We start from the raw sequence: 13871 nt of genomic DNA, 5'->3' as shown, positions 1-13871 counted from the left end.
TACGTAAGCAAATGAGCGACAGCGACGCGGGATACGACCACGCGACGGTCGAACGACGCTGGCAGGAGGCGTGGGACGAGGCCGAGGCCTACCGGACGCCCGACGACGTCGACGATCCGACGTACGTCCTCGGGATGTATCCCTACCCCTCGGGCAAACTCCACATGGGCCACGTCCGCAACTACACGATCACGGACGCCTACGCCCGCTACCGTCGAATGCGCGGCGACGACGTCCTCCACCCGATGGGCTGGGACGCGTTCGGCCTGCCCGCCGAGAACGCGGCCAAAGACCGCGACACGAATCCCCGGGACTGGACGTTCGACTGTATCGAGACGATGCGCGAGCAGATGGACGCGATGGGCTTTGGCTACGACTGGGAGCGTGAGGTCACGACCTGTACGCCAGAGTACTACCGGTGGAACCAGTGGCTCTTCTCGCGCTTTCACGACGAAGGGCTCGTGGAACGGCGCGACGCCGACGTCAACTGGTGTCCAGAGTGTGAGACCGTCCTCGCAGACGAGCAGGTCGAAGGCGAGGCGGAACTGTGCTGGCGCTGTGACACGCCCGTCGAGACGCGCGAACTCGAGCAGTGGTTTCTCAAAATCACCGAGTACGCAGACGCGTTGCTCGAGGCGATCGACGACCTCGAGGGATGGCCGAACTCGGTCCGGCAGATGCAGCGCAACTGGATCGGCCGCCAGTACGGGGCCGAAGTCGACTTCGAGATCAGCGAGGCACAACGCGCCTCGGACGGACGCGGCGAGGGAACCGAGCCGCGGGAGTACGGACCAGTCACCGCCTTCACCACCCGCCTCGACACCATCTACGGCGCGACCTTCTTCGCGCTCGCGCCGGATCATCCGATCAGCGAGGAACTCGCCGAGGAAGACGAGGACGTCCGACACTTCATCGAACACGAGGCCGATCCGGAGGGTGACGAACCAAACGGCGTCGAGACCGACCTGACCGCGACGAACCCGGTCACTGGCGAGGAGATCCCGGTCTACGTCGCCGACTTCGTCCTCTCTGACGTCGGGACGGGCGCGCTGATGGCCGTGCCGGGCCACGACGAGCGCGACCACGCCTTCGCCGAGAAGATGGGCGAAGAGATCGTTCCGGTCGTCGCACCCGAGCCCGAGGACTGGGACGGCGAGACGGTCCCCGACGCACCCGACGTCAGCGAGGCGGCGTTCACCGACGACGGCGTGCTCGTCAACTCGGGGGAGTACTCCGGACTGGACAGCGAGACCGCCCGCGAACGCCTGACCGAAGAGATCGAAAGCGCCGAGCACGCGAAACAGTACCAGCTCCGGGACTGGGGCATCTCCCGCCAGCGCTACTGGGGGACCCCGATCCCGGTCGTCCACTGTGAGGACTGTGGCCCCGTGCTGGTCCCCGAAGAAGAGCTGCCGGTCGAACTCCCCGAGTTCATCAACACTCCCGGAAATCCCTTAGACGCCGCCGAGGAGTGGAAGGAGACGACCTGTCCGGAGTGTGGCGGCCCCGCCGAGCGGGAGACGGACACGATGGACACCTTCGTCGACTCCTCGTGGTACTTCCTGCGGTACGTCTCGCCCGACCTCGCCGAGGCCCCGTTCGACCGCGAGCGCGCCAACGACTGGATGCCCGTCGATCAGTACGTCGGCGGCATCGAACACGCCGTGATGCACCTGCTTTACTCGCGGTTTTTCACGAAGGTGCTCGCCGACTACGAGGGACTCGAGCACCGCGAACCTTTCACGAACCTGCTGGCCCAGGGGATGGTCCAGCTCGAGGGCGAGAAGATGTCCAAATCGAAGGGCAACGTCGTCTCGCCCCAGCGGATCGTCGAGGAGTACGGCGCAGACACCGCACGCCTCTTTATGATGCAGGCCGCCCAGCCCGAGCGTGACTTCGACTGGAGCGAAGAGGGCGTCCGCTCGACGAACGCCTTCCTCGGGCGGCTCAAGGGGATGGTCGAGGAGTACGCTACCGACCGACCGGCCGGTGTGGACGACGCCGTCGCGAGCTACGTCGACGCGGAGATCGACGCGACGATCGCCATCGCCGACGCGGAGTACGACGAGCTGACGTTCAACGAGGCGCTCCGGGAGACCCAGGACCTCGTCGGGACGCTCCGGCAGTACGCCGACTACACCGAACCTCACGCCGAGACCTACGAGCGCGGCCTCTCGGCGGTCGTCCGACTGCTCGCTCCGGTCACACCACACCTCGCCGAGGAGCTGTACGACGAACTCGGCAACGACGGGCTCGTCGTCGACGCCGACTGGCCCACTGCCGAGATCGACCGCGAGAGCGTCCGGAAGCGCCGCCAGCTCGTCGAGAACACCCGCGAGGACGTCCGGGACATCGTCGAGGTCGCCGGCATCGACGACCCGACCGGAATCGACGTCGTCGTTGCCCCCGAGTGGAAGTACGACGCCTTAGAGATCGCAATCGACTCCGACGCCGAGAACCTGATCGGCGAACTCATGCAAGAACCCGAGATCCGCGAGCAGGGCGACGCCGCCGCAGACTACGGCCAGGACCTGCAGGCCGAACGCGAGGCCCTCGAGTACACGCTCGAGCCAGACGAAGAACGCGAGGCGCTCGAGGCTGCCGCCTGGCTGTTAGAACGCGAGTTCGACGCGTCGGTTCGGGTCATCGAGGCTGCCGAGGTCGAAGACGACGGCGTCTTGAAGCGGGCCGAGCCGGGTCGACCGGCGATCGAGATCGACGAATAGCGATCAGCCATCGCGGTTTTTGGCGGCTCTGAGTGCCAGAAGCACACAGAGGACACCGATTCCGCGGGTTGCGGTGACGAACCCCTCTCGCCACTCGAGGTCCTCGGAATTCTCGTAGGCGAGTCTGCCACCGACCTCGAGGTACCGTTTCGGAAACAGCGTGACGACGACGCCGACGATCCCGATGAGATTCATCAGCCAGGCGTAGCTCTTTCCGCCGACGACGCCGACCAGCACGTAGCCGATCCCCTCCGCACGGATGCCCGAGACGAGCCACGACTTCGGCCGGCTCTCCTCGGGGTTCTCGAGCGTGGCTCTCTCGAACGCCTCGAGGACGTCCGCCGGGAACAGCGCGATGAGACTCCCCAGCAATCCGAACGCGATTCGTGACATGCGTGTGAATTAATCGCACAGGTGACTTAATACCTGGCGACGACGTCGACGGTGTCGTCGATCGGATCGACCCGAGAACCGCGTCGCCCGTCCCGGCGAACACACGCTCTTGTACGCCCGGCCCGTACCGCCGTCATGGCTTCCCTCGAGGATCCGATCGAGATCGGCGGCGTGACGATCCCGAACCGACTCTATCGCGCGCCGTTGCTCGAGTGTGCGGGCAACGGCCCGGACGCGGTCGCAACGTTGATCGACGACCTCGAGCCGGCGGCTGCCTCCGGGGTCGGCCTGATCTTCCAGGGAGCGGTGATCGTCCGCGGCGAGGGTGGCTGTGCCGCGCCGGGGATGACCCGCGTCCACGATCCCGAGTTCGTCTCGCGACTTTCGGCGCTGACCGAGCGCATCCACGACCACGGCGGCCGGATCTTCGCCCAGCTCGAACACGGCGGCCTTCGGAGCATGGAAACCTGGCACGCCGAGTTCCGGGCGGCGAATCCGGACCTCGAACAACTCGCGGTCTCGCGGCCCCCGTGGCAGTTGCGCGCGCTGGATCGGTTCGGCGTCCTCTCGTACGATCCCCACGTCCTCTCGACGGCGGAGGTGTACGAACTCGCGGCGGATTTCGGACGGTCGGCGGCGTGGCTCGTCGAGGCGGGCTACGACGGACTGCACCTCTCGGGGGCGAACATGGGAATCGTCCAGCAGTTTCTCTCGCCGTTTTACAACCGCCGCGAGGACGAGTTCGGCGGCTCGCCCGAAGCTCGCCTTTCGTTTCTCGCGCTCGTCCACGACGAGATCCGCGAGCGAGCCGGCGACGTCCCGCTGACGACGAAGGTCCCCGCCGAGACGCCTGCCCCGCCGTCGCCGATTGTCCGCCGGAAGCTCTCACTCGAAGACGGCGTCGAGATCGCCCGCCGACTCGAGAAAATCGGCTACGACGCGGTCGTGCCGGTGCAGACGTCGGTGACCTGGGACATGAGTATCGTCCGCGGAAAGTACCCGAAGCGGGCGTGGGAGCTCGAACACCTCGAGGCGGCGTACGACGCCGCCTTCGGCGGTCCGTGGCGACGGCGGCTGGTGGCCGCGGCCAATCGACTCCAGTCGCTGCAGTACGGCACCGAGTCGGCCTGGAACGAGGAGTTCTGTCGGCGGGTGCGCGAGGCCGTCTCGATCCCCGTCCTCGCCGAGGGTGGTATCCGCGAGCGGGCGGAGATGGATCGATTGCTGGGCGACACCGGTGCAGAGCCGGCCTGTGACGTGGTCGGGATGGCCCGGCCGTTCTACGCCGAGCCCCGACTCGCCGCCCGTCTGCTCGAGTCCGACGCGCGCGTCCTCTGTGAGAGCTGTAACAACTGTGCAGTGCCCCAGGCGACCGGCGCGCCGGGGATGTGTCGGACGCCGTCCGTGTTACGACGACGCGGCGAACTCGAGCGAGCGGGCGCGTACGACGTCGATCGTAGCTCGTAACGGAATCGACTGCGGCGTTAGGATCGCAGTTGTCTAACTCTCTGCCCTCTATGCGTGTCATTGACCAACAATCATAAATGGACACGATTGTATAGTAGTTCCAACAGTGTTCGAATGAGACGCGTCTGGTCGTCACGGTGGGGACCGACGCCGGCACATCGAGTATGAGACAACACCGACACGACGCAGCTGGCAAGTCACGACCGAGGGGAAACGTTTCCGAAACGGGGGGTGAGAGACGGTGATCGCGCTATCGACGGCCATGCAGCTACTCGTCGCCGCCGGAGCGGTCGTGCTGTTCGTCTCGATCCTCTATACACGTCGCCTGTTCGTGCGCCTGGACGACGGCGTCTACCGACGACGGTGGCGCGGTCTGTTCGCACTGATGGTGTTTTTCCTGCTCGGATACGCCGGCTCCCTGTGGGTCGTCTTCGCCGGCCACGACACGCTCTTTCAGGCTCTCACGGGGCTCGTGTTCCTGTTCGGTGCGGTGTTCGTCTTCCTGGTCGTCAACACTGGACTGGCGACGATCACTGATCTACAGGAAAAACGCGAGTCGCTTCAGGCCGAAAAAGCGGAGACAGAACAGGCTCGCCAGGAGGCAGAGCAGGCACGCGAGGAGACCGAGCGGGTCAACCGCCAGCTCGAGGCGAAAGCCGACGAGTACAGCGAGGTGATGCAGACCTGTGCCGACGGCGATTTCACCGCCCGGATGAGCCCCGACGCGGACAACGAGGCCATGGCGGACATCGCCGAAGAGTTCAACGAGATGATCGCCGAGATCGAAGAGACGACCGAGCGGATCAAAGCGTTCGCACGCGAGGTCGCGACCGCCTCCGAGCAGGTCACGGCGAGTTCCGAGGAGGTCAGATCGGCCTCCGAGCAGGTCACCGAGTCCGTCCAGGAGATCTCCGCCGGAGCCGACGAGCAGAACGAGCACCTCCAGTCGGTCACCCACGAGATGAACGGGCTCTCGACGACGATCCAGCAGATCGCCGCCTCCTCGAACGAGGTCGCAGAGATCGCCGCAAAGACCGCCAACGCCGGCGACCAGGGTCGAGAGGCGGCCCAGGACGCCATCGAGGGGATGCGCGAGATCGAAACCGAGTCCGACGCCGCCGTCGAGGAGTTCGAACGCCTCGAAGCGGAGATCGAACAGATCGACGACCTCCTCGAGTTCATCACCGAGGTCGCCGAGCAGACCAACATGCTGGCGCTGAACGCGAACATCGAGGCGGCTCGCTCCGGCGGCTCCGACGAGGGGTTCTCGGTGGTCGCCGGCGAGGTCAAAGAACTCGCCGAGGAGACCAAAGCCGCCGCCGAGGACATCGACGACCGCCTCGCGCGCATCCAGCGCCAGAGCGAGCGGACGGCATCGGAGATCCGGGCCACGAGCGAGCACGTCTCCGAGCACGCGACGTCGGTCGAACGCGCCGTCGACGCACTCGAGGACATCGCCGAGTACGCAGCCGAAACCAACACCGGCGTCCAGGAGATCTCGGCGGCGAGCGAACAGCAGGCGGCCTCGACCCAGCAGGTCGTCGCGATGGTCGACGAGGCCGCGACGATCGCCGAAGAGACGACCGCCGAAAGCGAGACCGTCGCCGCCGCCGCCGAAGAACAGACCACGGCGCTGACGGACGTCTCACAGAGCGCAGACGAACTCGCCGACCGGGCCGTGCGACTCTCGGAGGCGCTCGACCGGTTCGAAACCGACGCTCGTGACGATGCCGCCGATCCCGTCGTCGACGACTCGACGATCGAGGACCTCGAGACGGCACAGCGGCCGATCGCCGACGACACGTGAGAAACCCCCTCGTTTCAACTGGAAACCACGGGACAACGTCGAGAAATTGCTCGAGGTGAACTGAAACCGAAAGGAGTAGTCCCCACAGGATTCGAACCTGTGTCGAAGCCCCCAGAAGGCTTCAGGATTGGCCACTACCCCAGGGGACTGCGTCGCACCAGCGGATTGGTGTCGGCCCTATTTATTCCTGTCGGGTTCGGTCGGTTCGCTCACAACGCGGCGGCTCCGACGGCGAGCACGGCGACGACGTGCCAGGCGAGCGCGCTGGCTTTGACCGCCGGATGGCTCTCCGGAAGCGGCGGGTGCTGGAACATCGCGGCGTAGACGAACGGCGCCGCGCCGATCGCGCCAGCGACCATCGCGACGTGCAACGGGACGGCCGTTGCGACGCCGACGACGATCCCAACCAGAAAACTCCCCGTGATCCCCAGGAGGAGTTTGTCGTAGTAGTCGAGTTCCATACGGTAGTTTCGTTCCGGATCGTCAAAGGTTACGTGGCACGCTCTGCTGGCTGGGAACCCTCTCTCACCGACAGTTTCGTTCGACGGACCGTCGCGAGCGGTGACAGACGGTTTTTGTCCTCCCAGAGAGTTGGTAGCATATGTCGATGACGATCCTCGTGCCGACGGAGGGATCACCGCTCTCGCAGAAAGCCCTCGAGGTCGCACTCTCCGATTACCCCGACGCCGACCTCGTCGTGCTCCACGTCATGGACCCGATCGGCTCCGGACTGAGTCTCATCGACGTCATGCGGCCGACGTTCGACGACGGCGCGCCGGCCGGCTCGGTGAGCCCGGAGTACTGGCGCGAGTGGCACGAACAGGCTGAACGCAAGGCCGAGGCAGTCTTCGAGAACGCCCGGGAGACGGCTGCCGAACACGACCTGTCGGCCGAGACCGTCCTCGAGTTCGGCGAACCGGACGACGTGATCCTCGAGTACGCAGAGGAGAACGAGGTCGATCGCATCGTGATGGGCAGTCACTGTCGGACCGGGGCCGAACGGTTTCTGCTCGGTAGCGTCGCCGAGCGAGTCGTCAAACGTGCGCCGGTACCCGTGATGGTCGTCAGGTGACTACTCGTCCTCGAGGTCGCTTCCCGTAGCCGGCTCGAGGTCGGACGTCGACTCGTCGATCGGTTCGACGTCGGCTTCGAGTTCCGGTTCGTCGACTGACGGGAGGGAGACGTCTGGACGGCGGTTACCCTCGACGTCGAGTACCATCTCGGTGTCACAGACCGCACATCGAAACGGGTACGACGGGGGCCGTTCGTCCGTGACGATCACCGCGTGCTCGTCGGGGTGACGCCACTGGTGGCCGTACAGGCGGCATTGCCATCCCATGTCACAGGCTAGTCGTCCAGAACGATTAACGCTGTCGGGTGGCCGGGACATCGATGAGGGTGAAACGTGTGATCGGATTCAGTACCGCTCGAAGTGGTGGTCCTGCACCTTCACGAAGATCGCCATGAGCAGTGCGAAGACGACCGCGGCGACGGCAATCTGGACCCAGTGGACGAGCGCGAGCGGTTCGACGTCGAACAGGAATTGCCCCGTCGGAGTATAGAGCACGAGCATCTGGAGCGCGGCCGCGACCGCGACCGCGAGCACGAGCCAGCGATTCGAGAAGAGCCCGAGCCCGTAGCGGTACCGGATCGCCTGGATGCGGACGATCTCGAAGACGACGAAGCCGGTGAACACCATCGTCTGGGCCAGTTCTCTACCCGTCTCGTAGCCGGGACTCCAGCCGAAGAGGGCACCGGTCACGTCGTATCCTGGAATCACTTCGCCGTAGAAGTTCAGCGTAAACAACGGGAGCAGACAGACCGTCATGAAGGCGGCGATGCCGACGATCGAGGTGACGATCCGGTCGGTGATCACGCCCTCACCCGGCGGCCGCGGATCGCGTTCCATGATGTCCTCCGCGGGCGGGTCGACGCCCATCGAGAGCGCGGGAATGCCGTCGGTGACGACGTTGATCCAGAGGATCTGGATCGGCGTGATGACGAGACCGAGCCCGACCATCGAGCCCGTAAAGACCATCGTCACCTCGCCGCCGTTACCAGAGAGGAGATAGTTGACGAACTTGCGGACGTTGTCGAAGATGCGCCGGCCGCCTTTCACCGCATCGCGGATCGTTGCGAAGTTATCGTCGAGCAACACGATGTCGGAGGCCTGTTCGGTGACGTCGGTGCCGCGGATGCCCATCGCGACGCCGACGTCGGCGTTTTTGACGGCGGGGGCGTCGTTGACGCCGTCGCCGGTCATCGCCACCGTGTGTCCTTTCTCCTGGAGCGTCTGCAGGATGCGCGTCTTGTGATCCGGCGACGTCCGCGCGAAGATGTCGACATCCTCGACGACGTCGGCGAGTTCCTCGTCTCCCATCTCCTCGAGTTCCGGCCCCGTGATCACCGTCGTCGAGCGGAGGCCGACTTCTTCGCCGACCGCCCGTGCAGTGACGGCGTTGTCGCCGGTGATCATCACCACGTCGATACCGGCGGCGAGACTGCCCGCGAGCGCGTCGGGAACCTCAGAGCGGGGCGGATCGAGCATCCCCTGGAGCCCGAGAAAGACCATCTCCTGTTCGAGGTCTGCGTCCGGGCTCTCGGCCTGGTCGGCGGGAACCTCGGGCCGGTAGGCAAACCCCATCACGCGGAGGGCGTCCTCGGCGAAGGACTCGTTGCGGGCCTCGATCTCCTCGCGGCGGTCGTCGGTGAGGTCGACGACCTCGCCGTCGAGGAGTTCCCGGTCACAGCGCTCGAGGACGGTCTCGGGAGCGCCTTTCATGTACGCGACCGGGCCGTCGTCCGGCGTCTCGTGGACCGTCGTCATTCGTTTTCGCGCGGAGGTGAACTCGACCTCGCCGAGCCGGGGGTACTCCGCGGCGAGTTCCTCGTGGTCGAAGCCGCCCTTCTGTGCAGCGACGAACAGCGCGATCTCGGTGGGGTCGCCGAGGTAGGTCCGTTCTCCCTCGCCGGACTCACTCGCTGCCCCGTCCTCGTCGCGTTCTCGCGTCCCGACGTCGACGTTGTTACACAGCATGCTACAGCGAAGCACCGCCGCGACCCGCTCTCTGTCGACGGGCTCGCCGTCTCGGCGAAACTCGCCGTCGGTATCGTAGCCGGTGCCGGTAACCTCGTAGACCTCGCGGTTGGCGACGATGCGCTGGACGGTCATCTCCTCTTCGGTGAGCGTCCCGGTCTTGTCCGTACAGATGACGTCGACCGATCCCAGCGCCTCGACGATCGGGAGTCGACGCACCAGGGCATTCTGGTCTGCCATCCGGCGAGCGCCGAGTGCGAGCGAGAGCGTGACGACCGCGGGCAGACCCTCGGGGACCGCGGAGACGGCGATACCGACCGCCGTCAGAAAGACCTGCAGCGGTTCGGTCTCACCGACGACGAGTTCGGCGATCGCGATCACCGCGACCGCACCGATGACGCCGGCGGCGATGATCTTTCCCAGCCGATCCATCTCGGACTGAAACGGCGTCTCCCGCTCTTCTGCTTCCTCGAGTGCGGTCGCGATCTGGCCGATCTCGGACTCGGGGCCGGTCTCGACGACGACCGCCGTCCCGGAGCCGCGCTCGACGACGGTGTCCTTATAGAGCATGTTCTCGCGTTCGGCCAGCGAGGTGTCCGCATCGACGGTGCCGACCTCCTTGGAGACGCCGACGCTCTCGCCGGTGAGTGCGGCCTCGTCGACGCTGAGGTTCGACTCCTCGACGATGCGGGCGTCGGCGGGGACGACGTCGCCGGACTCGACGAAGACCACGTCACCGGGGACGAGCTTCGTGGCGTCGAGCTCTCGTTTCTCGCCGTCGCGTCTGACGAGCGCGTACGTCGTCGCCATCTCCTTCAGCGCCTGGATGCTCTGTTCGGCCCGGTAGTCCTGGAGGAAGCCAAACAGCGTGATGAAGACGACGATGCCGGCGATGACCGCCGCGTCGATCGTGTGCCCGACGCCGGCCATCACGATCGCCGCGACGATCAGCACCCAGATCAGCGCCGACGTGTACTGTTCGAGCAGGATCTGCCACGGCGAGACGCCCTCTTCGGCCTCGATTTCGTTCGGGCCCTCGCGCTCGAGGCGTTCGCGCGCCTCACTCGAATTCAGTCCCGCGTCTGAGGTCTCGAGAGCGTCGTAGACGTCCTCGAGATCCCGGGCGTGCCAGTCGTTGGAAGGAGGCGTCTCCTGCTCTAAAGCGGTGGATGCGTCTGTCCGCGACACGATAGCCACGACTCCACGCTGTGGCGTTAAACTTCGGGTGGGTCACACGTTCACACGAGGGCCGGACAGGCGTACACGGGACTCACTCGAGGACGCGCCCGTGTTCGTCGATCTCGTCGTTTACGACCCGGGTCGATGAGATGCGCTCGCCGTCTTCGGCCAGGGCGTAGGGGGCGACGATCCCAGTGAGCGGTTCGAGGTCGCGGTCTCGGCGACGGTCGTTGATCGCCTCGAGTTCGGGTGCAGTCTCGGGCGAGAGCACGAGGCCGTCGAGGCTGGGATCGCTCGAGGCGATGTCCAGTTCGTCCTCGAGTGTCCTGATCTCGATGTCGCGTCCCCACTCGTCGAGCGCCGCGAACTCCTCGGCGACGCGACGCTTGCGCTTTTCGAACCGCGGGATCGGACGTGGCTCGTGACGGGTCTCGACGGCGAGCTCGTCGCTCGTCAGTGCCACGACGACGCCGTCTTCGCCGAACTCGAGGGCGTGTTCGAACAGCACGCGATGTCCATCGTGGATCGGGCCGAACGTGCCGGCGACGGCGATACGCATACACGACACTTCCAGTCGGAGATACGAGAACCCTCGTCCCGGACGCAGCCGAGCCGTCGATGAAGGACAAAGAGCATTACCTCGGGAGAGCGAAGTTCGACGTATGAAGATAACTGAACTCATCGACGAGGAGTTCGAGACGTTCGACGAGACGACGCCCGTCTCGAAGCTCCGGAGCGCATTCGAGGATACGAACCGGAAAGCCCTGCTCGTCACGGCAGACGGCGAGTTCGAGGGCATCGTCACCCGACGCGACGTGCTCTCCTCGCACCAGCCTGCCGAACGGAAAGCCGGCACGCTCGTTCGTCCCGTTCCGACGATCGGCCGCCACGAGGACCTCCGCGAGGCCGCCCGGCTCATGGTCGGTGGCGACACCCGTTTGCTGCCCGTCGTCGACGGCGACGACCTCGCCGGCGTCGTCCGGGCCGACGACCTCCTCGAGCACGTCCAGTCGTATCTCTCCGTGCTCACCGCCGCCGACGTCCAGACGGCAGACGTCGTCTCGGTCGAGCCTTCGACCACGCTTGGAAAGGCGCTGTCGACGTTCCGGAACGAGCGGATCGAACACCTGCCGGTCGTCGCCGAGGACGACGGCGAACGCGTCGTCGGCATCGTCAGCCTCTACGATGTCCTCGAGTTCGTCACCCGCGAGCTCCGGCGTTCCCGGGGCGGCGATCCGGGCGAACAGATGGACGCGAGCTCTGGCGGCCACCACGGCGGCTTCGGTGCCCGGGAAGGGGAAAGCGACGACATGCTCGCGTTGCCCGTCCGCAACGTGATGGTCGAGGCGATCGGAACGACGCGCCCCGACGCCGATCTCGAGGCGGTGCTCGATACGATGCTCGAGTTCGACGCCTCCTCGGCGATCGTCGTCGACGACGACGAGTCGCTCGTCGGCATCGTCACCAAGACCGACCTGCTCGAGTCGCTGACCTGGACCGACGAAGACCGCCTGCCGGTCCAGGTGTTTGGAGCCGACCTGATGACCGAACTCAGCCACGAAGAGCTCGCGAAACGCATCGAAGACGCCACCCGGAAGTACCGGGACATGCGCGTCCTCGAGGCGAAAGTCCACTTCCAGGAACACGACGAGCAGCTCCGGGGCATCCCGCTGCTGTACGCTCGCGTCCGCCTGTTCACCGACAAGGGGACGTTCGTTGCCGCCGACGAGGGCTACGGCGACCGCCACGCCGTCTCGCTCGCGTTGAACGCCGTCGAGCGCCAGATCCTCGAGGGCAAGACCTACGGCCGGAGCAAGAAGCCGGCCGACGGTGACGACCTCGAGAAGGTCTACGGCTGGTGGCTTAGCGAGTGACGGTCAGGGCGGTCTGGAACCGGTTTCAGCCTCGGTCTCGGTCTCGATCTCCGGTTTGTCGCCCGTAGAACGGGCCGAACGGCGACGGGCGCTCGATCTCGACGGCGAGACCATCTCGCTCGTCGGCGGCGACGATCACCGTCTCGAAGTCGCGGCTGTACCGGAGCGTGTGGTGGCCGTCGTCTCTGATCTTGACTGCGCTCCGGACGAGCGACGCGTCGACGAGCAAGTCGAGCTTCCGGTACAGCGTCGACGTCGAGACGTCACAGATGCTTGCAAGCTCCGGTGCGGTCCGGGGTTCGTCGAGTGCCTCGACGATCGACTGACAGGTCTCGTCCTCCAGGGCCTCGAGGACCGCCCGTGGATCGACGGTCTCGTCGTCGCGGGTGGAACGGAGAACGACCATCGGGATCGGTAGGGCGGCGACGACCAAAGACGTTTTCCCGACGTGACGATCGTAACTGGTCGCATCACGCCTCGTCGTCGACCGTTCGCACGGTCATCACCGGAACCGGGGCGTCGCTTACGACCCGCTGTGAGACGCTGCCGACGACGACGCGCTCGAGCGTGGATCGTCCCTCGGTCCCCATCACGAGCAGATCGACCGCGTGGGCCTCGGCGTACGCGAGAATCTCTGCACTCGGACGTCCGCGCTCGACTGCCTGGACCACGCCGACGCCGCGATCGGCTGCGCGGACGGCCACCTCGTTCGTCGCCTTTTCGGCGGCGCGTTCGAACGCCTCGCGGGCGGTCTCGGACCGGGCCCGTGTCTCATCAGCGACCGAGAGCACGCGAACGGTCGCGTCGTAGGCGTCAGCGAGTCCGATCGCCTGGTCGACGGCGGCATCGACCCCCGGTCGGCCGTCCGTCGCGACGAGAATCTTCTCGAGCGGGTCCGAGACGTCCCACACGTCCGGCCCGGCAGAGAGCACCGGTCGCCGGGCCGCCCGGATCACGCCGAGTGCCGTGCTCCCGAGCGAGAGCCGACCCAGCCCGGACCGACCACGCGTTCCGACGACGAGCAGGTCGACGTCGCGGTCGTCGGCGTACGCGAGGATCTCTCGTGTCGGCGACCCCTCGCGGACTGTTGTCTCGACTGCCAGGTTCCGATCGGTCGCCTCGACTGCGAGGTCCTCGACGGATCGGCGACATCGAGCGCGCATCGGCTCGCGTACGGCGTTGCGTCCGCGGTCGTCGACGACCGAGAGCACGTGTACGTCCGAGCCGAACCGGCCGGCGATCGCGAGCCCCTGTTCGGCAGCCGTCGCCGCGATGGTACTCCCGTCTGTCGCGAGCAAGACGTCGTCGTACATCGTCGAACGTACGCTCGCAGACGCCTTGGTAGTTCTCCCGTCCGAGATTTGCCCGAGTCACCACGAGTAATGGTA

The 13871-nt window shown here is 66.0% G+C and carries 12 protein-coding genes and 1 pseudogene; 6 read left to right on the top strand and 7 right to left on the bottom strand.

Annotated elements, in window-relative coordinates; genetic code table 11:
• The first annotated feature begins 11 nt into the window (after positions 1–11).
• Positions 12–2726 carry a leucine--tRNA ligase gene (leuS, locus tag QQ977_RS06525; protein WP_285928295.1) on the top strand — a complete coding sequence of 905 codons (2715 nt, stop codon included), beginning with the start codon at positions 12–14 and terminating at the stop codon, positions 2724–2726.
• Between the two features lie 3 nt (positions 2727–2729).
• Here the strand turns inward: leuS and QQ977_RS06520 are convergent, their stop codons facing one another.
• A complete protein-coding gene (locus QQ977_RS06520; protein WP_285928294.1) occupies positions 2730–3119 on the bottom strand; it encodes a hypothetical protein in 390 nt (129 codons plus the stop codon).
• Positions 3120–3254: 135 nt separating this feature from the next.
• Here QQ977_RS06520 and QQ977_RS06515 point away from each other — a divergent pair, with 135 nt between their 5' ends.
• Both QQ977_RS06515 and QQ977_RS06510 read left to right on the top strand, forming a co-directional pair.
• Entirely contained in the window at positions 3255–4586 is a 1332-nt protein-coding gene (locus tag QQ977_RS06515; RefSeq protein ID WP_285928293.1) for an NADH:flavin oxidoreductase, read from the top strand.
• A gap of 241 nt (positions 4587–4827) precedes the next feature.
• A complete protein-coding gene (locus QQ977_RS06510) occupies positions 4828–6393 on the top strand; it encodes a methyl-accepting chemotaxis protein (protein WP_345783359.1) in 1566 nt (521 codons plus the stop codon).
• Between the two features lie 209 nt (positions 6394–6602).
• On the opposite strand, the gene QQ977_RS06505 is transcribed toward QQ977_RS06510, so the two are convergent.
• On the bottom strand, positions 6603–6854 hold the full coding sequence (locus QQ977_RS06505; protein WP_285928292.1) for a hypothetical protein: 252 nt from the start codon (positions 6852–6854) through the stop codon (positions 6603–6605).
• A gap of 140 nt (positions 6855–6994) precedes the next feature.
• Between QQ977_RS06505 and QQ977_RS06500 the strand changes: the two genes are divergently transcribed.
• Positions 6995–7465 carry a universal stress protein gene (locus QQ977_RS06500; protein WP_285928290.1) on the top strand — a complete coding sequence of 157 codons (471 nt, stop codon included), beginning with the start codon at positions 6995–6997 and terminating at the stop codon, positions 7463–7465.
• Here the strand turns inward: QQ977_RS06500 and QQ977_RS06495 are convergent, their stop codons facing one another.
• The 3 genes from QQ977_RS06495 to QQ977_RS06485 all read right to left on the bottom strand — a co-directional run bounded on the left by QQ977_RS06495 (position 7466) and on the right by QQ977_RS06485 (position 11168).
• Positions 7466–7732, bottom strand: a complete 267-nt coding sequence (locus tag QQ977_RS06495; RefSeq protein ID WP_285928289.1) for a hypothetical protein — start codon at positions 7730–7732, stop codon at positions 7466–7468.
• 78 nt (positions 7733–7810) lie between these two features.
• A complete protein-coding gene (locus QQ977_RS06490) occupies positions 7811–10618 on the bottom strand; it encodes a cation-translocating P-type ATPase (protein WP_285928288.1) in 2808 nt (935 codons plus the stop codon).
• Between the two features lie 82 nt (positions 10619–10700).
• Positions 10701–11168: a phosphopantetheine adenylyltransferase gene (locus tag QQ977_RS06485; RefSeq protein WP_285928287.1), complete on the bottom strand. Its 468-nt coding sequence runs from the start codon at positions 11166–11168 to the stop codon at positions 10701–10703.
• 103 nt (positions 11169–11271) lie between these two features.
• Between QQ977_RS06485 and QQ977_RS17325 the strand changes: the two are divergent.
• Positions 11272–11799: pseudogene (locus tag QQ977_RS17325) on the top strand (CBS domain-containing protein); the annotation flags it as partial.
• A gap of 147 nt (positions 11800–11946) precedes the next feature.
• Positions 11947–12483: a CBS domain-containing protein gene (locus tag QQ977_RS17320; RefSeq protein ID WP_430540847.1), complete on the top strand. Its 537-nt coding sequence runs from the start codon at positions 11947–11949 to the stop codon at positions 12481–12483.
• Between the two features lie 25 nt (positions 12484–12508).
• Here QQ977_RS17320 and QQ977_RS06475 read toward each other — a convergent pair whose 3' ends face one another.
• Both QQ977_RS06475 and QQ977_RS06470 read right to left on the bottom strand, forming a co-directional pair.
• Positions 12509–12889: a winged helix-turn-helix domain-containing protein gene (locus QQ977_RS06475; RefSeq protein WP_285928285.1), complete on the bottom strand. Its 381-nt coding sequence runs from the start codon at positions 12887–12889 to the stop codon at positions 12509–12511.
• Positions 12890–12953: 64 nt separating this feature from the next.
• Positions 12954–13796 carry a universal stress protein gene (locus QQ977_RS06470; protein ID WP_285928284.1) on the bottom strand — a complete coding sequence of 281 codons (843 nt, stop codon included), beginning with the start codon at positions 13794–13796 and terminating at the stop codon, positions 12954–12956.
• Positions 13797–13871: the final 75 nt, after the last annotated feature.

This window comes from Natrialbaceae archaeon AArc-T1-2, from assembly GCF_030273315.1.
Taxonomy (GTDB): Archaea; Halobacteriota; Halobacteria; order Halobacteriales; family Natrialbaceae; genus Tc-Br11-E2g1.
This window is presented reverse-complemented; position numbering and strand designations above follow the sequence as displayed.